19 protein-coding genes are annotated in these 18,571 nt (G+C 41.5%); 3 read left to right on the top strand and 16 right to left on the bottom strand.

Features of this window, described 5'->3' with window-relative positions:
• Positions 1–14 precede the first annotated feature (14 nt).
• The 3 genes from HMPREF2918_RS08340 to HMPREF2918_RS08330 form a co-directional block, all read right to left on the bottom strand.
• Positions 15–1,376, bottom strand: a complete 1,362-nt coding sequence (locus HMPREF2918_RS08340; protein ID WP_070595204.1) for a sensor histidine kinase — start codon at positions 1,374–1,376, stop codon at positions 15–17.
• Positions 1,360–2,040, bottom strand: a complete 681-nt coding sequence (locus HMPREF2918_RS08335; RefSeq protein WP_021152983.1) for a response regulator transcription factor — start codon at positions 2,038–2,040, stop codon at positions 1,360–1,362. Before HMPREF2918_RS08335 ends, HMPREF2918_RS08340 begins: the two co-directional genes overlap by 17 nt.
• Positions 2,041–2,175: 135 nt before the next feature.
• Entirely contained in the window at positions 2,176–2,715 is a 540-nt protein-coding gene (locus tag HMPREF2918_RS08330; RefSeq protein ID WP_070595202.1) for a hypothetical protein, read from the bottom strand.
• A gap of 205 nt (positions 2,716–2,920) precedes the next feature.
• Here HMPREF2918_RS08330 and HMPREF2918_RS08325 point away from each other — a divergent pair, with 205 nt between their 5' ends.
• Positions 2,921–3,454: a biotin transporter BioY gene (locus tag HMPREF2918_RS08325; protein WP_014713140.1), complete on the top strand. Its 534-nt coding sequence runs from the start codon at positions 2,921–2,923 to the stop codon at positions 3,452–3,454.
• A 154-nt stretch (positions 3,455–3,608) separates the two neighbouring features.
• On the opposite strand, the gene HMPREF2918_RS08320 is transcribed toward HMPREF2918_RS08325, so the two are convergent.
• Both HMPREF2918_RS08320 and HMPREF2918_RS08315 read right to left on the bottom strand, forming a co-directional pair.
• The gene (locus HMPREF2918_RS08320; RefSeq protein ID WP_070595201.1) at positions 3,609–4,331 is read right to left on the bottom strand and encodes an ABC transporter permease; all 723 of its coding nucleotides are present in this window, start codon (positions 4,329–4,331) and stop codon (positions 3,609–3,611) included.
• Position 4,332: 1 nt separating this feature from the next.
• Entirely contained in the window at positions 4,333–5,289 is a 957-nt protein-coding gene (locus HMPREF2918_RS08315; RefSeq protein ID WP_070595199.1) for an ABC transporter ATP-binding protein, read from the bottom strand.
• Positions 5,290–5,395: 106 nt separating this feature from the next.
• Between HMPREF2918_RS08315 and HMPREF2918_RS08310 the strand changes: the two genes are divergently transcribed.
• Positions 5,396–6,106 carry a LytR/AlgR family response regulator transcription factor gene (locus HMPREF2918_RS08310; protein WP_070586064.1) on the top strand — a complete coding sequence of 237 codons (711 nt, stop codon included), beginning with the start codon at positions 5,396–5,398 and terminating at the stop codon, positions 6,104–6,106.
• Positions 6,106–7,383 (top strand): sensor histidine kinase, encoded by a 1,278-nt coding sequence (locus HMPREF2918_RS08305; RefSeq protein WP_070595197.1) that lies wholly within the window; start codon positions 6,106–6,108, stop codon positions 7,381–7,383. The genes HMPREF2918_RS08310 and HMPREF2918_RS08305 overlap by 1 nt, the downstream gene beginning before the upstream one ends.
• A gap of 532 nt (positions 7,384–7,915) precedes the next feature.
• Here the strand turns inward: HMPREF2918_RS08305 and HMPREF2918_RS08300 are convergent.
• From HMPREF2918_RS08300 to HMPREF2918_RS08250, 11 genes are all read right to left on the bottom strand, one after another.
• On the bottom strand, positions 7,916–10,459 hold the full coding sequence (locus HMPREF2918_RS08300) for a M1 family metallopeptidase (RefSeq protein WP_070595195.1): 2,544 nt from the start codon (positions 10,457–10,459) through the stop codon (positions 7,916–7,918).
• 129 nt (positions 10,460–10,588) lie between these two features.
• Entirely contained in the window at positions 10,589–11,242 is a 654-nt protein-coding gene (gene phoU, locus HMPREF2918_RS08295) for a phosphate signaling complex protein PhoU (RefSeq protein ID WP_003006603.1), read from the bottom strand.
• 12 nt (positions 11,243–11,254) lie between these two features.
• Complete coding sequence (gene pstB, locus HMPREF2918_RS08290) at positions 11,255–12,013, bottom strand: phosphate ABC transporter ATP-binding protein PstB (protein ID WP_070595193.1); 759 nt, start codon at positions 12,011–12,013, stop codon at positions 11,255–11,257.
• Between the two features lie 29 nt (positions 12,014–12,042).
• A complete protein-coding gene (pstB, locus tag HMPREF2918_RS08285; protein WP_003006600.1) occupies positions 12,043–12,846 on the bottom strand; it encodes a phosphate ABC transporter ATP-binding protein PstB in 804 nt (267 codons plus the stop codon).
• 10 nt (positions 12,847–12,856) lie between these two features.
• Positions 12,857–13,741 carry a phosphate ABC transporter permease PstA gene (gene pstA / locus HMPREF2918_RS08280; RefSeq protein ID WP_003006597.1) on the bottom strand — a complete coding sequence of 295 codons (885 nt, stop codon included), beginning with the start codon at positions 13,739–13,741 and terminating at the stop codon, positions 12,857–12,859.
• Positions 13,731–14,642 (bottom strand): phosphate ABC transporter permease subunit PstC, encoded by a 912-nt coding sequence (gene pstC, locus HMPREF2918_RS08275; protein ID WP_014713132.1) that lies wholly within the window; start codon positions 14,640–14,642, stop codon positions 13,731–13,733. Before pstC ends, pstA begins: the two co-directional genes overlap by 11 nt.
• 16 nt (positions 14,643–14,658) lie before the next feature.
• On the bottom strand, positions 14,659–15,525 hold the full coding sequence (locus HMPREF2918_RS08270; protein WP_070595191.1) for a phosphate ABC transporter substrate-binding protein PstS family protein: 867 nt from the start codon (positions 15,523–15,525) through the stop codon (positions 14,659–14,661).
• A 107-nt stretch (positions 15,526–15,632) separates the two neighbouring features.
• Positions 15,633–16,937 carry an RsmF rRNA methyltransferase first C-terminal domain-containing protein gene (locus tag HMPREF2918_RS08265; RefSeq protein ID WP_070595189.1) on the bottom strand — a complete coding sequence of 435 codons (1,305 nt, stop codon included), beginning with the start codon at positions 16,935–16,937 and terminating at the stop codon, positions 15,633–15,635.
• Positions 16,938–17,708, bottom strand: coding sequence for an inositol monophosphatase family protein (locus HMPREF2918_RS08260; protein ID WP_070595187.1), 771 nt, complete (start codon positions 17,706–17,708; stop codon positions 16,938–16,940). It lies immediately after the preceding gene.
• Positions 17,698–17,976, bottom strand: coding sequence for a UPF0223 family protein (locus HMPREF2918_RS08255; protein ID WP_003003480.1), 279 nt, complete (start codon positions 17,974–17,976; stop codon positions 17,698–17,700). Before HMPREF2918_RS08255 ends, HMPREF2918_RS08260 begins: the two co-directional genes overlap by 11 nt.
• Before the next feature lie 12 nt (positions 17,977–17,988).
• Positions 17,989–18,390, bottom strand: coding sequence for a Spx/MgsR family RNA polymerase-binding regulatory protein (locus tag HMPREF2918_RS08250; protein WP_021152971.1), 402 nt, complete (start codon positions 18,388–18,390; stop codon positions 17,989–17,991).
• Positions 18,391–18,571: the final 181 nt, after the last annotated feature.

The raw sequence follows: 18,571 nt of genomic DNA, 5'->3' as shown, positions 1-18,571 counted from the left end.
CTATTTTTAAAAGATTATGAACGATTTTTTTTACGACTTTCCGTCTTAATGGATAATTTCACTTCAAAGATGGTCCCTTTTGGTTTATTATCTTTGACTTGAATGGTCCCTTTAAAGGCTTCTACGATTTGCTTAGCGAGGGATAACCCCAAGCCAAATCCACCTTTTTGACGGGTTCTGGCCTTGTCGACCCGGTAAAAACGATCAAAGATCCGTTTCTTATCCTCATCTCGAATCCCTGGACCATTATCCAGCACTCTCAAAAGAAGATTTTTATCCTTCAATTGAACTTCAAACTGGATCTCACCATCTTCATCGGTATACTTCAAGGCATTGTCATAGAGAATGGTCATCAATTGCTTGAGGAGCGTTCTATCAGAACAAATGACTTTGTCCACCTGATTGTCTCCTCGGAAGATTTTGCCATTTTCTTCTGCAATGATCTCAAAATTCGAGAAGGTCTGATCGAAAAAGCTTGGTTCGATATCTTCCATCTCCGGCTTCAAGCCGTCATCTCTTCGAGCGATATTAAGAAGGTTGGTGGTCAAGAGCTTCATATTTCGAACTTCATCCAAACTGGATGCAATATTCTCACTCGATTCCATAATGGTCGCTTCAGGCTTTCTAAAAAGCGTTTCGAGGCGATTTTGCAGAACTGCTAAAGGCGTCCTCAACTCATGGGAAGCATTTTCCACGAAAGCCTTTTGCTTTTGCATACTCTCAAGAAGGGGCTTGACGCTGAGACGTGCTAAGAAGAGACTAGCGAATAAAGAGATTCCCCAGAAGCAGATCATGACAAGGGCAATTTGACTTTCGTGCTCTTCACTGGTCTGCTCTAGCTGACTGATATTGGTCATGACAACCGCATACTTGATATCACTATCACTTTCATCATCAGATAAACTCAACTCTGCCATATAGGCCCGGTAACTTTCTTTTTTCCCATAGCTATTTGTAATTTGAAGTTGGGAAACCTTGTTGAGGAGCTTTCGACCAAACGTCACGGTTTTGAAGTTTAAAAACCCATTACCGGTTGTCAAGTTTTCATATTTTTTATTGAGCAAAACAACAGTGGTATTGGATGTGACATCCCCTTTAGGTTCTGATTTATCATGATCTGGGATCATCATCTCATGATCATTATCATCTCCTTTGGTATTTGACTGTCGCTGGTCTCGATAAGCAATCGCTACAAGCGAGTAGGGATCCTGACTGAGAGTCTTGAGGTTTTCATCGACCGTTGTATAGAGACTCGAGCGCATGACCTGGATGATAATCAGGGTCATGGCTGAGAATATCAAAGTAAAGAGCCCAAAATATCGGATGAAGTAGGAAAAATCATCTTCCCCGACGGTTTTCTTAATTCTGGTTAGCATCTTTTAAGATATACCCCACACTGCGCAATGTTTGCAAGTTCTCAACGAAATCAGTACCTTTTAATTTCTTACGGATTTTTGAAACATAGACTTCAACCACTGAGATGGTTGTGTCACTATCAAAGCCCCAGAGACGATCGAAGATCTGGGTCTTTGGAAGGATGACATTTTGGTTTTGAAGGAAATAGACCAAAAGATCAAATTCCTTCCCAAGAAGTTCCACTTCTTTCCCATCCACATAAGTCGAATTGGTAGATAAATTGACCTTCAAATTGCCATAATTGAGGGTATTTTCATTGACCTTTCCTGAGCGCTTCAAGAGAGCTTGAATCCGCATCTTAAGCTCTTCTAGGTAGAAAGGCTTGGTGAGGTAATCGTCTGCCCCTAGCTCAAATCCGTGCCCTTTGTCATCCAGACTTTCTTTGGCTGTCATGATCAAAACAGGGGTTGTCACGCCTTTTTCACGCAATTCTTTCAATACATGGAAACCGTCTTTTTCAGGAAGCATGAGGTCCAGCAAAATCAAATCATAGATCCCACTTTCTGCTTCGTAGAGACCTTCTTCTCCGTCAAAGACCTGCATGACATCCGCAAAATCATCTAAAAAATCAAATACTGAATTTGACAAACCAAGGTCATCTTCGACCAATAGAATTTTAATCATCGTCGTATCCTCTTCTCTTTCGTGAGTGAGTCTTTCTAATCTATTCTTAACCATTATAACACGACTTGCCTTCATTTCCTATAGTTTAGAACCCGGTTTTATGATCAAATTCAGCCTGCCTGAGGGAGGCTAATTCTATGAGTTTGTCGTGTTTTCTTTGTTACTTTGACTATCACTCGTCTTGTTTTTATTTTTTGAATTCTTCTTATTGGACTTTTTAGAGGAACCCTGGTTCCCTTCTTGTCCGCCAGATTGGTTCATGTCATTATCTGGACCATTCCCTTGTGGGCCACCATTGCCTTCTTGTGGCATCTGACCAGGTCCGCTGCCTTGTGGGCCGCCTTGTCCTTGGCCACCACCTTGTGGACCACCGCCTTGAGGGCCGCCATCCTGTGGGCCACCATTTTGCTGGTTTCCTTGTGAAGCATGGCCATTTTGACTATTTTGTTGCTGATTAGATCCTTGGTTCTGACCCGTTTGGACCGGTTGAGAAAATTGTTGATTATTGGAAGATTGTGAGGCGATGACACCGACACCAAAGCCACTTCCAGCACCAACCAACAATCCACCAACGGCTGCCATGCCAATCCACCACTTAGGACTTCGTTTGAGGACAACCATTTTTTCTTTGGATTCTTGCGTTTCGACTACTTGTTTTGTTTCTTTTTGATTCATCTTTTTACCTTTTATCTTTTTGTACAAGTACTTTTCTTTTAAAATTTAAAGGGAGCTCGATCCTTTAGTAAGGCGATTATACTTTAGGAGTCTTAAGCCTGCCTAAATTTTTACTTAAAAAATCCTAAAACAAGCGTGGGCTATTGACAGGTTGAGCTCCTTATTGTAGAATAGTTACCATAGAATAAATACGAGGTTAACTGTTATGAAGAAAATCTTTCCCTTAGTTCTCATCTCCATTGGAGTGGCCATGATCTCCGTCCTATCTCAATTCACCATTCCATTTGGTCCGATTCCTTTGACCCTACAGACACTCATGATCGGGATCATCGGGACCATCTATAAACCCAGCCATGCCTTTGTCACAGTCTGCCTCTACCTGCTTTTAGGCTTCTTAGGTTTTCCAGTATTTGCCGGAGGTGCTGGTGGTGCTTCGCATTTCCTTGGTCCTACTGCTGGTTTCCTCCTCTTCTTCCCATTCCGAGCATGGATCACGTCTCTATTTACCAATGCTAAATCCAGCATTTTCACTATCTTTTTTGCCAATCTCCTCAGTAGTGCTCTCCTCTTTGTATCCGGAGCTATCGGCTTTATGCTGGTCACGCATACTGATCTCCAAAAAGCATTTGCTTTGGTCGTTGCTCCCTTTATCCTTGCCGACCTCATTAAACTAGTCATCATCACTATCACCAGCAAGGCGATTTTTGCCAGCCTCAAACACCACTGGTATTTCAAATAAGATACAAAGGGCTTAGAGGATATATTAAAAAAATCAACATCTGAACGCAGATGTTGATTTTTGTTGTAGGGATACATTTATAAATCTCTTCAATTAAACTACTTTTAAATGGATTACTGTTTCGAAGAAGAACCTTCTATCTCCCCTCCTTCCTTTATTTTTCCTTATAAAGAACTCTCAAGATCAGTAACTGTGTTAGCAAAATCCAGATGATCAGAATAGTGAAGTCAAAAAATGAGACGTGACCATGACTATAGACACAAGCTCGTAGGAGGTTGACAGAAGGGACAAATGGAAGAACATGATAGAGATGGTTTACCCAATCTGGAAGACGACTCGCTGGGTACATGATTGGAGAAAACATCAAACCAATCATGAGAATCAACTGAGACATCAGCGTGACAATATTGGGAGAAAAAGTATAAGCAATGGCAAATCCAAGACTGATCATCGTAAGACAGATCAGAAATAGGATGAAAACAGCCAGAACAGATACATTTAGGCGGACAGAAAAACGAAAATAGCCCAGTATAACAGAAATGAACACTCCAGGCAAAATAGCAATCATCCACATCCAAAGATCTGCTAAGGAAATCAGAATTCGAGGTATTGGAAGGGCTCGTACGTAGTCTACATGTCCTTCTGACTTCGCATTTGCTATAACAGGGGATGAGATAGTACAGCCAATAGAAATGATTCCTATCAGAACTGAACCAGAAGAGAGATAGTAGGCAGCTGTCGTATCAATCTCACCGATCACTAGTGGATAACCAAAAAGAAGTGAAATGGACAACAGAACCTGAGCTAGCGTAAAGAGTAGAAATAGATCTTTTTGACGAAGATAGTTCCAACGAAGTAAGTAAAAAAATTGAGTCATATCAGTTTGTCAACTCCTCTCTATAAAGATCTGAAATGGATACGTTTTTCTGAGCAAGTGACAGATTAAAAATATTCTTTCTATCCAATTCCTGTGTTATTTTTGGTAGCAGTCTCGTTAACTCCTTCTCTTCTATTTCAATCTGGCAAATCGAACCATTGATAATGGTATAATCTTGAAATAGAGCTAAGCTATCTGCATTCCTAAATTCAAAAGAGATTTGATACTGTTTTTGATAGGTTATTTGCTGAACTGGTCCTGATTTGATTAACTTCCCATGGTTAAATAATGCATAGTTGTCTGCATATTTTTCAACTTCCAACAAGTTATGTGTCACAATAATAATGGTATGCCCTTTATGCGCCAACTTCTGTAATAATTGCCACTGTTTTTCACGACGTATTGGATCGACATCGTTCGTCGGCTCATCAAGAAGAATGATGGTCGGAGATCCGATTAAAGCCATTGCAAAAGAGGTCAGACGCTTTAAACCACCTGAGAGATCCTTTCCTTGTTTTGCCCGATAGTCCTCAATTTCCAACTCGGTTAAGAGCTGATTCATTTCTTTTTGTAAATCTATGGTGTTTAACCCTCTCATTCTTCCAAGCATTTCTAAGTTTTGTTCCACCGTTAATTTTTCAAGTGGTGCATACTGTTGAGACATATAGCTCATCATTGAGCGAGCTTGTTTACGATTCTGTACAAAAGAAATGTCTCCATAGCTAACGTCTCCTTTATCAGGTTTGGTAAAACCAATCATTTGATTTAAGAGGGTGGACTTACCAGCACCATTGTGTCCTAAAAAAGCTGTAATTTTAGCGGCTTCTATTTCTAAGGAAATATGGTTATTAGCAAAATGTTGCTTATCAAATGATTTTGTCAAATCTCTAATAGTCAGTGTTGCAAATGTCTTCATCTCATCACTCAAGACTGAGAAGATTTTCCCAGCTTCCTTCATTTTTGATAAGATTATTGTATAATAAACATATGACTTTCCTTGGTTTACGTCATGATTTACCATTTTAGTGTCATAATTAGCCAACTCAATTTGATAAGGGGGACTTATGTTAAACGTCGTTATTTGTGATGACTCAACTAGAGATGCTAGTCAGTTAGAACAGTATTTACTTTCTTACGACAAGGTTCCTGTAGAAACAAAACTATATACAAATCCACAAAAAATGCTAGAACAGTTAACAAGGGATACACATTGTGTTTTTTTGGATATTGATATGCCACAAATTTCTGGAATTGACCTTGCACGTGAAATTCGTCAGTTCAATCCTTTTATCCCCATTATTTTTGTGACCAGCTATCGTGATTATATGGAACAAGTATTTGAAGTACAGACTTTTGATTACTTAGTAAAACCAATTGAACCTCAAAGGCTAAATAAGGTAGTAGACAGAATTTTACGTTATTTAGATTTAGGACAAACCATCTTTAACTTCTCATTTGGAAAACAAAGTTACTCTATTCCTTTAAGTGACATTACCTATTTTGAGAAAGATAAGCGTTCCGTTTTTATTTACACACTAGCAGATACCTATAAGTCCTTACTGAAAACTCAAGAAATTTTAGATAAACTACCTGATTATTTTATTCAAATTCATGCTTCTTATATTGTAAATCCCAAATATATCAAAGATTTTGATGCGAAAACAGTAACTATTTTGCTAAATGGAACCGAGGAACATTCACTTCCAATTAGTCGTAAGTTCCAGTCTTCTTTTAAAGAAAAATACTATAACTATCTCAGTGAAAGGAATTTCTAATGCTAATAGGATTGCGGATCATTAGTATCTTGTTTGACTTATTTCTAGCAAGTGTTTTATTTTATGGGCCAATATCCAAAAGTAAACATTCAAAAGAGACACTTTTAGTCCTTTGTTGTTGCTTTCTTTTTCATGTGGCTCTAGTGTTTCTATTTTTAGAAAGTCGCGTTTTTTTAGTCAGCAATCTCCTTCTTAGTATTTTAGAATCCTCTCTTGTAGGACTCTATTTTGGCTACTCCTTTCGTGATTCTTCCTTTTGGATATTCTTACAAACAAGCCTGACATTATTAGCCGGAGCTGTCCTCAATCAAGCTATCCAACTATTTCTTCCACTATCAAAAGTATCGAAAAATTTAGGAATGATTAGTGGTTACCTTGCCATCAGTTTTCTTTTTTCAACTGTGATCACTCTTGTTCTTCGACAGCTATTTCGAACACATCAAAAGTTAAGCATGGCAACATCTAGAAGAAATTGGCTTTATCAATTTATCGTGCCGATTTTATCGATTATTTTTGCCTTTACTGTATCTGCTATTCAAGGGCAAGTATTTGGACCAGATTATCTTTCTGTCATTTCACTCTTGTCTCTTATTGTATTGTCGTTTTCCTCGCTGTATTTTACCTTACATCTTTCTCAACAACAGCACGCTTATTATCAAAATAAATTAGATAAAGAACAACTTCAATTCCAATTAAGAGAAACACAGCAGTCTCAAGAAGAATACCAACGATTGCAAAGTCTTCGGCATGACTTAAAAAATAAACATTTAACCCTCTTGGCACTTCTAGAAGAAAATCCTGATGAGGCTAGAGAGTACCTTCAATCGTTAACCGATAGTATTTCAGGAAAACAAACCTTTTACTCCAAAAATCCAACGGTTAATTATTTACTGAATCAAAAACTGCACGATGTGGAAGATGAAATTGAATTGAATATTAACTGCTTTATCCCACAAGAACTATCTATTCAGCCAGATGTTCTAGCTGTTATTTTAGGAAATTGTTTGGATAATAGTATTTCAGCCTGTCTTCGATTGACTGATAAATCAGAGAGAACATTGTCTCTGAATATACGTTATTTTCAACAAAATCTATTTATTTCGATCAACAATACCTTTAATGAACAGGAACAAGAGACTCGTAAAACACGTCAAAGAGATGGTTGGGGCTTGCGAAACGTTGATGCCCTAGTACAAGAATACCAAGGAACTATCAAACGATTCAAAGAAAATGGCCATTATCGAACGGAGATCCTCTTACCAAGTCCAGTAAACTAATGATCCTTCTCCTTTGAGGTCTTATTCAGGTCATTTATAAAAAAGAGGCTGGGCAAAATCTGTCCAGCCTTTGATGTTAGATAGAAATAACAGTTTGACACATTGGTTGATTGCTCATAGCACTGCTTTGAGGTGACGCAAACAGTATTTCCTTTATCTGCAACCTCCAACACTCTTCCAGACTGTTGTATCTATGCGAGGGTGGAAAAATTGAAAAGAGAGGACTTCTTTCCCACTCCATTAGGATGTAGTTAAACTATCATTAACCAACCTAAATGATGCCCCAAAAATTAAAATAATATATTTTTTAAGTCTCAATCAAATATACACTGAAACTTTCCGCCGTTAGAAAAGTGCCTGAAACACAATTGTTTCAGGCACTCGGGAGTTTTGAGACCTTAGGCTCAAAACTAAGTCATGGAACTTCAAAGAAGTTCGCTGATGTCCGTCCTCACCTAAGGAAAGTTTCAAAGATGACGTTGTCTACATTCTAAGATGCTACAGAATGAATTCTGTAGCATCTTTTTTCAATCTATTTTGTCGCAAGGATAGCGGCTTCTACTGCTGCTTTCTCCCGCTCGATAAGATCAATACGAGCTGCAATTTCTTTAATTCCCATCTTGATATTACGGCTGATCGCCATATCATCCAATTGAGGCTCAAAGAAGGCCTTGTATTCATTCAACCGTTCACGGGTCTTGAAACAGTTAGCTGGGTAGATGACAAACTTATCAAAGCTCATATCACCACCGAGGGCTTTCTTGATCCAATCCCAGTTTTCACGCGCCCAAGTCCAGGTTCTACCTTGGGTAAAGTCATCATGCAAGAAGTTGTAATACCAGCTCATAGCCAAGTCCTGAGGTTTCACCACATCCTTGTTCTTCCACTCCTTCAATAGAGCTTCCAAAGTTTCCTTATCCTTGGTATAAGAAAGTGCAGCCGCCAACTGGCGTTTAAAGTTTCCATCAACTGTCTTAACATAAGTATCCAGGTATTGTTGGCTAAGCTCCTTGGTTTCCTGGTGCTTGATTTGGTTGACCAAGATTTGCAAACGGATGGCCGCTGGAAGTTTTTCCAAATCATCTGCATGCGCTTCAAAGATAGCGCTCGCTTGAGCTTTTGCAGCTTCATCATTGGCCTTGATCATATTAGCAATCATTAGTTGACGAACTTTTTCGTCTTCTTCTGTTTCACCAGGCTTAGCTTCTAGACCCAAGCGTTCAAAGTTGTAACGGTTCAGGCGTTTCAACAACTCATGGAAGGCCGCTTCTGTTTCAGTTCCTTCATCCACAAAGAGACTGATTCCAGCTAAGACGCTCGAAACAGCTGAAACAACCAAGTAGGAACTTTCTTCTGTCAAGTGTTCAATCACTGGCAAGAGGCTTGCATAAGAAATTTGACCACTTTCCGCTAAGAGACGGCGTTCTTGAACCACTTGTAGTTTCGAAGTGCTATCCAAGCTAGCAAGTTCAGCAAGGATGTCTTCCAACAATTCCCCACGGTAGTCACTGATATAATGAGCTGTATTTTCTGTATTGAAGCGAAGAGCTCCGCTGTTAGCTGCTTTCAAGGCACTGTAGTTTGGAATTTCTAAGACTTCAGTTTCCAAAGTATCTGGAATACCTGTCCAGTTGCTATTTAAAGGAACAACCCACTTGCGACCTTTTTCTTCTCTTTCTCCGATGAAGAACTGCTCTTGACGGATGATCAAGGTATCGTTCTCCACAGAAGCTGAGACAACAGGGTATCCTGGTTGCTCCAACCATGAATCCATAAAGGCTGCGACATCACGACCTGAAGCCTGCCCAAGAGCATCCCAAAGGTCACGACCGATGGTATTGCTGTATTGGTGTTTTTCAAAGTAGATCTTCAAGCCTTTACGGAAGGCGTCATCGCCTAACCAACGGCGAAGCATGTGCATGAGACGGCTACCCTTGGCGTAAACAATTGCTGGGTCAAAGAGGGTGTTGATCTCATCAGGGTGTTTGACTTCCACATGGACGGATTGAACGCCATCTGTAGCATCGCGTTTCAAGGCAGCAGGCACACCGGTTGTTTGGAAGTCTTCGAAGATATTCCAGCTTGGTTCGATAGCATCCAAGCTGACATATTCCATCATATTGGCGAAGCTTTCATTCAACCAGAGGTCATCCCACCATTTCATGGTCACCAGGTTTCCGAACCATTGGTGAGCCAACTCGTGAGCCACCACTAAGGCTACTGTTTGACGGCTTTGGGCAGTCGAATTCTCATCAACAAGAAGGTAGACTTCACGGTAGGTTACCAAGCCCCAGTTTTCCATCGCACCTGAAGAGAAGTCTGGAAGGGCGATATGAAGAGATTGAGGGATTGGATACTTCACGCCATAGTAGTCTTCGTAGAATTCAATAGCACGAACGGCAATATCTAAAGAGAAATCTAAGTTTTCTAATGGGTGAGCTTTTGTTGAATAGACTCCGACAAGGGTTCCATTCTTAGTCTTAGCTGTCACTCCTTGAAGATCTCCAGCTGCAAAGGCAAGGAGGTAAGAAGACATCCGTGGAGTCGTAGCAAATTTCCAAATTCCTGTTTCTTTGCGGTTTTCTACATCGATTTCAGGCATATTTGAAAGGGCAATTTCACCTTCTTCTTGGTCAAATTTCAAAGAAAGATCGAAAGTTGCTTTGGCTTCAGGCTCGTCCACACTTGGAAAAGCTTCACGAGCAAAATGGCTCTCAAACTGAGTAGAGAGGACTTCCTTCTTCACGCCATCAATGCTGTAGTAAGATGGGTAAATCCCAGTCATATTGTCTGTGATCTTACCAGAATAGGTCAGGGTAACTGTCACTTGACCTGTGCCTTCCAATTCAACATAAACTGCTTCATTGGCATCATCAACCGTAAATGGACGAGCTTGACCTGCTACTTCTACTGTTTCGATGGTCAAATCCTTTTGGTGAAGCGAGATACGAGTCTCTTTTGCTTCTCCGTTAATGGTCACTTTCCCTGAGAAAGTTTTACTAGAGCGGTTCAAATCCAAGAATAGATCGTAGTGCTCAGGTACAAATGTATCAATAAAATGTGCAACTGCTTGCATAATTTCCTCCTTTTTATTTTCCATGCTTTCCAATCAAAAGCCCTAATAAAACTATTTTATCACAAAGTCAAAATAAAAGAAAAGACAAGCATGAGAATGCCTGTCTGAGATCGGAAAGACGTCCTGATCTTACATTTCGATAATTTTACCTGTTTCAAAGTAAACTACCCATTCACAGATATTTTTTGCATAATCTCCGATGCGTTCCAAGAAGTTGATCACTTGGAAATAATCACGACCAGTCACGATGGACTCTGGATTTTTCCGAATTTCTTCTGTTGCTAATTCTTGGATGCTATCGAAGTAATGGTTGATGACTTCATCTCGTGAAGCAACTTCATAGGCCAAATCCACATCGCCTTTGAGGTAAACATCTAGTGTCGCTTCGACAAAATCTTTGACCTCACGGCCCATCTTGCTGATTTCTTCCTCAACAGATTGGATACGGACTTCCCCTTTCATGCGAATCGTTGCCTTGGCAATCGATACTGCGTGGTCCCCCATCCGCTCCAAGTCAGAGACTGCTTTTAAGACGGTCATCACGACACGAAGGTCTTGTGAAACGGGCTGTTGAAGGGCGATAATCTCAAAAGACTTACGCTCTAGCTTCACTTCGTATTCGTTGATCTCCGCATCATCTTCGATGACCTGACGGGCCAATTCACGGTCATGGGTCACGAAAGCACGAACCGTACGGTTGATCTGACTCAACACTTCATTTCCCATTGCATAAAACTGGTTATGCAACTTTTCTAAATCTTCTTCAAATTGAACTCGTAACATTTTATTTTCTTCCTATCCAAATTTACCAGAGACATAGTCTTCTGTTTCTTTCTTAGTTGGGTTCAAGAACATTTCATTGGTATCATTGTACTCAATCAAATCGCCATCCAAGAAAAAGGCAGTTTTATCGGAAATCCGACTCGCTTGTTGCATGGAGCGCGTCACCAAGAGCATGGTGTAACGGTCTTTTAGTCCATACAAGGTTTCTTCAATCTTCCCAGCTGAAATCGGGTCTAGCGCTGAAGTAGGCTCATCCAAAAGAATAATCTTTGGACTGGTCGCAAGAACCCGCGCCACACAGACCCGCTGCTGCTGACCACCGGAAAGCCCGATAGCTGAATCATGCAAGCGATCCTTGACTTCATCCCAGATGGACGCGCGTTTCAAAGAGGTTTCAACTGCTTCATCCAAGACAGCCTTGTCCTTGACACCATTAATCATCAATCCATAGGTCACATTATCATAAATGGACATTGGGAAAGGATTGGGCTGTTGGAAGACCATTCCGATTTCCTTACGCAATTCGACCGTATCGGTCCGTGGTCCGTAGATATTATGTCCATTGTAGAGGATGGTTCCTGTTGTGGTGACCTCATGGTTGAGGTCGCCCATGCGGTTAATGGCTTTTAAAAGGGTAGATTTCCCTGATCCTGAAGGACCAATCAAGGCTGTAATCTCCTTTGGAGCAAAGTCCAAGGAGACGCTATTTAGAGCCTTCTTTTTATTGTAATAAACCGACAAGTCCTTGACTTGCAAAATTGGTTCTGTCATTCTATTTTCCTTTTTGTTGTCATTTTACTTTATCCAAAGTGACCCGATACATAATCGTTAGTCGATTGCAATTTCGCATTTTGGAAAATATTCGAAGTCTTATCGTACTCGATGAGGTTTCCAAGGTAGAAGAAACCAGTATAATCACTAGCACGGGCTGCTTGTTGCATGCTGTGGGTCACGATGACAATGGTATAATCCTTCTTCAACTCAAGCATGGTTTCTTCTAATTGCGCTGTCGCGATCGGATCAAGCGCTGAAGCTGGCTCATCCATGAGTAAGATATCTGGCTTCACAGAGATGGCCCGTGCGATACAAAGTCGTTGCTGTTGGCCACCTGAAAGTGTCAGGGCTGATTTATGAAGATCATCCTTGACCTGATCCCATAGGGCTGCCTGCTTCAAAGAAGTTTCGACCAATTCGTCCAAAATCTTCTTGTCTTTCACCCCAGCGCGTTCATGCGGGAAGGTAATGTTTTTATAAATCGATTTGGCAAAAGGATTGGGCCGTTGGAAAACCATCCCAATGTGCTTGCGCATTTCATAAACATTGATATCTGGACGATTAACATCGATTCCTTCATACCAAATTTCACCCGTTACACGCGCAATATCAATGGTATCATTCATCCGGTTCAAACTACGGAGGTAGGTTGATTTCCCAGATCCTGAGGGACCGATCAAGGCTGTAATCTTATTCTTTTCAAACTGCATGTCAACGCCTTTAATGGACTCGTTCGTTCCATAATAGACATGCAAATCTTTGGTCGATAGGACCACCTTTTCTTCAGGAAAAGTAATGATGTGTCTCTCATCCCAATTGTATTTTGACATTTCTTCTCCTTTAAGCAGATGTTAGTTTTTTATGGAGGTAACTTCCGAGTTTGCGCGCTCCAAAGTTAAAGATCAAGATAAAGATCAAAAGAACTGCGGCAGAACCGGCTGAGACTTCGATCGAGTCTGGAATAGTTCCTTCACTGTTGACCTTCCAGATATGGACAGCCAAGGTTTCAGCCTGACGGAAGATCGAAATCGGACTGGTCACACTAAAGATATTCCAGTTTGACCAATCAAGGGCTGGAGCCGATTGACCTGCAGTATAGATCAAGGCAGCAGCTTCCCCAAAGATCCGTCCTGAGGCTAAGACGACCCCAGTGATAATACTTGGAAGAGCTTCTGGTACCACGACATGAATCACAGTTTCCCAGCGAGACAAGCCCAGTGCTAGACCTGCTTCGCGCTGTGTATGGTGAACGTGCTGCAAGCTATCTTCGATATTGCGGGTCATCTGTGGCAGGTTAAAGACGGTCAAGGCCAAGGCCCCTGAAATGATCGAAAATCCGTATTTGAACTGGACAACGAAGACCAGGTAACCAAAGAGACCTACAACGACAGATGGCAAAGAAGACAAGATCTCAATACAGGTACGAACCAAATTGGTCAAACGACCTTTTTTAGCGTACTCAGAGAGGTAAATCCCAGCTCCAAGAGAAAGTGGGAAGGAAATCACCAAGGTAATGACCAAGAGGAAGAAGGAATTATACAATTGAATTCCGATCCCTCCTCCTGCTTGGTAAGAAGAAGATTTCCCAGTCAAGAAGTGCCAAGATACATGGGGCAAGCCACGGACCAAGATATAAAGGATCAATGAGGCAAGAATCGCAACGATGATCCCTGAAATAGCATACAGCACTCCTGTGGCAATTTTATCCATTCGTTTAGCGTGCATAGTTCTTCTTACCTCTTTCTTTCGTAATCAGTTTAATCACACTGTTAAAGGCAAGACTCATGAGGAGCAATACCAAGGCAAGTGACCAAAGAACATTGTTATTGACCGTACCCATGACGGTATTTCCGATTCCCATGGTCAAAATAGAGGTGAGGGTGGAAGCTGGTGTTGTGAGCGAGGTTGGTACCACTGCTGAGTTTCCGACCACCATCTGGATCGCCAAGGCTTCCCCGAAGGCACGCGCCATACCAAAGACAACCGCTGTAAAGATTCCAGAGCGAGCTGCCTTGAGCGTGACATGCCAAATGGTTTGCCAGCGTGTCGCACCCATAGCCATACTAGCTTCCCGATAATGACGGGGCACAGCTCGGAGGCTATCGGTCGTCATAAAGGTAACAGTTGGCAGGATCATAACAAAGAGGACAAAGACCCCTGAGAGGATCCCAAAACCAGTCCCACCAAAGAGACTACGCGTAAATGGGACGACCACTTGAAGGCCAATAAATCCGTAAACAACTGAAGGAATCCCCACTAGGAGCTCAATCGCTGGTTGCAAGAAACGAGCTCCTTTAGGAGAGACTTCTGTCATGAAAACTGCTGCACCAATGGCAAACGGCGTTGCCAAGAGGGCAGAAAGCAAGGTTACAATAAAGGAACCTAGAATCATTGGCAGGGCTCCGAATTCCTTTGCAGCAGGATTCCAAGAGCTCCCAAATAGAAAACTAAAGATATTGACTTTATTGACAAAGAAAGTCGATAAACCTTTTTGGGCCACGAAAATCAAAATCATGGCAACGACGACAACAATCAAACTCATACATAGAAAGGTAATGGTTTTCCCAAATTTTTCTAGGCGGGAGTTTTTTGATTTCGTCAGCATTTTTTTTGCTACTTCGTTCATTTTTTACCTAATTCTTTTATTTTTTTGTCACATTCCCTTTTAAATCACGGGTGACTTTCATATCATTGATTGGGATATAGCCCATCTTACCAACAACCTTTTGCTGGATCTCTTCGGTCATCATGTAGTCAATGAATTTTTTAGACAACTCATTGGGTTTTCCTTTGGTATACATGTGTTCATAAGACCAGATTGGCCAGTTATTGTTGACAACATTGGCTTTGGTTGGTTGATAGCCATTAAGCTTCATGGTTTTGACACTGCTATCCAAGTAGGTAAAGGCCAGATAAGAGATGGCTCCTGGCGTTTGAGAAACGATGTTTTTCACCATTCCATTAGAGTCTTGCTCTTGGGCCTGCTTGGGTTGTTTGCCATCCATGATGATGGCATCAAAGACAGCACGGCTACCAGAACCAACCGCTCGGTTCACAATCGTGATTTCAAGATCTGGACCTCCCAATTGCTTCCAGTTAGTATATTCACCCGTAAAGATCTTTCGCAATTGCTCTGTTGTCAAATTGTCGATTGAGATATTTTTATTGGCAATGATGGCTGTCCCTGCTACGGCTACCTGATGGTCGACCAGACTAGAGGGATCGATCCCAGATTTTTCCTCCGCAAACAAGTCACTATTTCCGATATCTACAGCGCCTGATTGAACTTGTGAAAGTCCTGTACCAGAACCTCCTCCTTGTACATTTACAATCTTACCAGGATGTTCTTCAATGTAGCGATCTACTACTCCTTCAACCAAGGGTTGTAAGGCAGTCGATCCGACAGCAGTGATGGATTCTCCGCGATCGATCCAAGAAGCACAAGCAGATAAACTTCCTGCTAATGCGATCGTCGCTAGTCCTAGGATCAGCTTTTTAGACTTTTTCAAATCATGTCTCCTTGATATTTCACTATTTCACTTATGATTTTGACAAGTTTTTTTCAAAAAAACCTGTACTTCCACTATATCATAGAACGGGTTCTTTGCCCAGCATTTTACCTAAAACGAAGCCCCTTTGGATAGAAATTTTTTAGGGTCTGTCCGGTCACTTTGGCAAAGCCTAAACCATTGCCTTCAACCAGGACCTGGTACCATCCATTTGGATGCGTTTTCTTCAATTGAACCGTCTCTCCCGCAACATAATGAACAAAGTCCTCAGGCGTGATCGAAACGGTCTCTTTTACCTCACTCGGTTTCAGAGCAAGGCCCAAGGCAAAACTAGGTTCAAATCGATTTTTCTTGAAGGTCCCTAGGTGCAAGCCATTGCGGGCAATTTTTACTTTGCGCAAATCTGGTAAACCAAGTGGTACCAAATAGAGTTCGTCCCCAAAGGTTTCGAGGACTCCTTCCAGAGTAATCTTCAAGTGTTTCTTAGCAAACTCCTGCCACCATTTCTTTTGTTCCGCAGATAATTGGTCCTTTTTGGAAGGGATTTTGGCAGGTCGATTCTCTCCTAGATAACGGAACTTAGCAACAAATTGTCCCTCCCCTTTAAAGAGATGAGGATACATGCGCGCCGTTTCTGGATAGTCAATGCCTTCTGCCATACCATTGATCTTCTCGATCGTTTCCAATTCTAGATCAAAATTATCTAAGAGCCAGGATACGATCTCTTCATTTTCCTCAGGAGCCCAGGTACAGGTTGAATACACCAAGGAACCTCCTGGAACCAACATCTTGAGGGCATCCTCTAGAATCTCTCTTTGAAGGAGACTGCACTCTCGAGGGTAATCGACAGACCAATAGTCCATGGCATCTGGTTGCTTGCGGAACATCCCCTCACCTGAACACGGGGCGTCTAGTACAATCAGATCAAAAAAGCCTGAGAAAACTTTGGCCAGACGATCGGCAGACTCATTGGTTACCAGCACATTTCGCGCACCAAAGCGTTCGACATTCTCTACAAGAATTTTCGAGCGGCCCTTGTGGATCTCATTGGAGACCAAGAGTCCCTGATTGTCCAAATAAGACAAGAGTTGGGTGGTTTTTCCGCCAGGAGCTGCGGCCAAGTCTAAGACCTTCATCCCTGGCTTCGGCTGAGCGACTTGTGCCACCATCTGGGCTGCTGGTTCTTGCGAATAGACCAAACCCGTTGCGTGCTCAATGGATTTTCCTGAGACTTTTCCATAATGGCCCCAAGGGGTATTGGGAATCGGATCATCAAATGCTTTTTGAGCTTCTTTCAAGGGATTTGTCCGAAAGGCCGATACTGCTTCTTGCTCAAAGGTCGCAAAAAAAGCAGCAGCATCCTCACCTAGAAGATGCTGGTATTTTTCTTTAAAACCATTGGGAAAATTCATTTAACTTCTCCCTTTCTTAAGATAGGTTTGAATTTCTGTTAACTTCACTTTTGGAACCATCATAATGGGTTCCACTGTTTGGTAATTGGGTTTATCCCCATTTAGATTTAAAACGGTATAGCCCAACTGGTCCCCCATGATCGCAGCTGCAGCATAATCCCAGGGCCAGATGTAGCTAAAATAAGCTAGAATCCCACCTGAGAGAATTTTTGAAAAACTAATACCGGCACTACCGTAAACCCGAATGCCAAGAGAATCCATGCCAAGATCGGCCATGCCCCAGTCATTTTTCTCAAGCATGCCGACATTTGAAGCAATCAGAAAGTTTTCCAGAGGTTGGTCCACAAAGGGGGTCAGTTCAACCTCATTGCGATACACAGGGAATTCTCCACCCCCGTAAAAAAGGTGATCCCGCATCACATCGTAGATCAGGCCAAACTGACCAATTCCGTCTTCAAAATAGGCCACCATCACCGCAAAATCTTCCTTTTGGGTCACAAAATTATTGGTCCCATCAATAGGATCAATCACCCAAACGGATCCTTCTGAAATCGGTGAACGAAGGCCATCTTCCTCCGCAAAAATCCGATCATCTGGGTAGCGATGTGTGATTTTTTCAACCAAATCCTTTTGAACCTGTTGGTCCATCTGGGTGACTAAATCTGTCGGCCCAGTCTTTTTTGAGATCTTCAAGTCATCATGGAGATGAAGACGCAAGTAGTCTCCAGCCTCTAAAACGATTTGTTTGGCAAACTCTAATTTATTCTTCAAGAGAAAACCATCCTTCCTCTTTTTGCTTTGCAGCCTGGGTAGCACGATAGAGAGAATAACCGCTCACTTCTTCGAACTCCCGTCCAAGACGCTTTTCTTCTCCGATACTAGGTACGACCTTCTTAAAAGCGCGGTAGGCTTCCATGTATTCTTTGGCCTCTACCTTACTTTCATAGGCTTCTTCAACTTTATTGAAAAAAGAAAGCACTGAAGCAAGCTCTTCAGTGCTCCACGATAAGTCCAGTGGGTAACTATAATTTTTTTGCATTCGACATACTTCTTAGTTTATTTCTGCTCTTAGAGTGGCAGAGCGTAACTCTTGTTTGCGATAACTCCGTGGCAAGAAGGCCCGAATTTCATCTTCGTTAAAGCCAATCTGCATGCGTTTGTTATCTAAAATAATCGGTCTCCGCAAGAGACTTGGATTTTCCTCAATCAGACGGATCAAGGCTGAGATAGATAAATCTTCAACATCAACATCCAATTTTTGAAAAATTTTTGAACGAGTTGAAATAATGTCGTCTGTTCCGTTTTCGGTCAAGGCCAATATACTTGTCAACTCCTGTTTGCTCAAAGGACTTGTCATAATATTGTGTTCTTTAAATGGAACATCGTGCTTTTTTAACCAAGCCCGAGCTTTTCGACATGATGTACAACTCGGTGATAAAAATAATGTAATCATGTGGTTCACTTCTTTTTTTATATATAACTATCTGACTCTATTATACAAAAAAAATAGGTGCTTGAAAAGCGCTTTTTTGATTTCTAGACGATTTTTCTGAATTTCAGTGGAAAAAAGAAATCCCTTTCATTTTTCCCAAGAAGAGGCCCGAAAAAAGAGAGTGGGATAGAAATCGGTAATT

Origin of the sequence: Streptococcus sp. HMSC065C01 (genome assembly GCF_001813525.1) — a bacterium.
Classification (GTDB): Bacteria; Bacillota; Bacilli; order Lactobacillales; family Streptococcaceae; genus Streptococcus; species Streptococcus parasanguinis_V.
This window is presented reverse-complemented; position numbering and strand designations above follow the sequence as displayed.

Coding starts and splice junctions, on each gene's coding strand:
- HMPREF2918_RS08340 (WP_070595204.1), bottom strand. CDS start 1,376: ATGCTAACCAGAATTAAGAAAACCGTCGGGGAAGATGATTTTTCCTAC.
- HMPREF2918_RS08335 (WP_021152983.1), bottom strand. CDS start 2,040: ATGATTAAAATTCTATTGGTCGAAGATGACCTTGGTTTGTCAAATTCA.
- HMPREF2918_RS08330 (WP_070595202.1), bottom strand. CDS start 2,715: ATGAATCAAAAAGAAACAAAACAAGTAGTCGAAACGCAAGAATCCAAA.
- HMPREF2918_RS08325 (WP_014713140.1), top strand. CDS start 2,921: ATGAAGAAAATCTTTCCCTTAGTTCTCATCTCCATTGGAGTGGCCATG.
- HMPREF2918_RS08320 (WP_070595201.1), bottom strand. CDS start 4,331: ATGACTCAATTTTTTTACTTACTTCGTTGGAACTATCTTCGTCAAAAA.
- HMPREF2918_RS08315 (WP_070595199.1), bottom strand. CDS start 5,289: ATGAAGGAAGCTGGGAAAATCTTCTCAGTCTTGAGTGATGAGATGAAG.
- HMPREF2918_RS08310 (WP_070586064.1), top strand. CDS start 5,396: ATGTTAAACGTCGTTATTTGTGATGACTCAACTAGAGATGCTAGTCAG.
- HMPREF2918_RS08305 (WP_070595197.1), top strand. CDS start 6,106: ATGCTAATAGGATTGCGGATCATTAGTATCTTGTTTGACTTATTTCTA.
- HMPREF2918_RS08300 (WP_070595195.1), bottom strand. CDS start 10,459: ATGCAAGCAGTTGCACATTTTATTGATACATTTGTACCTGAGCACTAC.
- phoU (WP_003006603.1), bottom strand. CDS start 11,242: ATGTTACGAGTTCAATTTGAAGAAGATTTAGAAAAGTTGCATAACCAG.
- pstB (WP_070595193.1), bottom strand. CDS start 12,013: ATGACAGAACCAATTTTGCAAGTCAAGGACTTGTCGGTTTATTACAAT.
- pstB (WP_003006600.1), bottom strand. CDS start 12,846: ATGTCAAAATACAATTGGGATGAGAGACACATCATTACTTTTCCTGAA.
- pstA (WP_003006597.1), bottom strand. CDS start 13,741: ATGCACGCTAAACGAATGGATAAAATTGCCACAGGAGTGCTGTATGCT.
- pstC (WP_014713132.1), bottom strand. CDS start 14,642: ATGAACGAAGTAGCAAAAAAAATGCTGACGAAATCAAAAAACTCCCGC.
- HMPREF2918_RS08265 (WP_070595189.1), bottom strand. CDS start 16,937: ATGAATTTTCCCAATGGTTTTAAAGAAAAATACCAGCATCTTCTAGGT.
- HMPREF2918_RS08255 (WP_003003480.1), bottom strand. CDS start 17,976: ATGCAAAAAAATTATAGTTACCCACTGGACTTATCGTGGAGCACTGAA.
- HMPREF2918_RS08250 (WP_021152971.1), bottom strand. CDS start 18,390: ATGATTACATTATTTTTATCACCGAGTTGTACATCATGTCGAAAAGCT.